Origin of the sequence: Methylobacterium sp. WL116 (assembly GCF_008039455.1) — a bacterium.
In the GTDB taxonomy this organism is placed as follows: domain Bacteria; phylum Pseudomonadota; class Alphaproteobacteria; order Rhizobiales; family Beijerinckiaceae; genus Methylobacterium.
This window is the reverse complement of sequence record NZ_VRUV01001122.1, coordinates 1-493: the sequence shown is the minus strand read 5'-3', so window position 1 is coordinate 493 and position 493 is coordinate 1. Positions and strand designations below refer to the sequence as shown.

Genomic DNA, 493 nt, shown 5'->3' with positions numbered 1-493 from the left:
CCGCCAGCCCGTGCCGGCGCAGGATCGCCAGGGCCTGGGGCGCGACGAAGGCACGGCGGGCCGGCGGCCCGTCCGGATCGAGGGTGAGGTGGGTGGACGGGCGCCCCGACGCATCGGGGTAGAACCGGCTCGCCCGGTTGCAGGCCCGCGCCTCCACGCGGATGCGCTTGGCCCGGGAGGCGACGCCGAGCATCAGCACCGCCGCGGGCGCCTGCGCCAGCGTCGGCACGAGCTGCGTGCCGATCGCGTCGTAGGTGGTGTCCAGCACCCGCACCCGCAGGGCGCGACCGAAGGCCGACCTGAGGCGGCTCGACCTTTCGAGGCGGCGCGCCAGCGCCGCGCTCGGGTTGCGCGGCATGCCGGGAAACGGGCCGAACCCGGTGATCAGAAGAACCGGCGATCCGCTGGAAGCCGCCAGGCTCAAAGCCCGATCAGCTCGGCGATGGCGGCCGCGCCCGCGGCCGGCGAGGCTTCGCCCTGCGCGACGCGGCCT

1 pseudogene is annotated in these 493 nt (G+C 76.5%); it reads right to left on the bottom strand.

Annotation, left to right across the window (positions count from 1 at the left end):
• Positions 1-424: pseudogene (locus tag FV223_RS29695) on the bottom strand (peptidase C15); the annotation flags it as partial.
• Between the last annotated feature and the right edge of the window lie 69 nt (positions 425-493).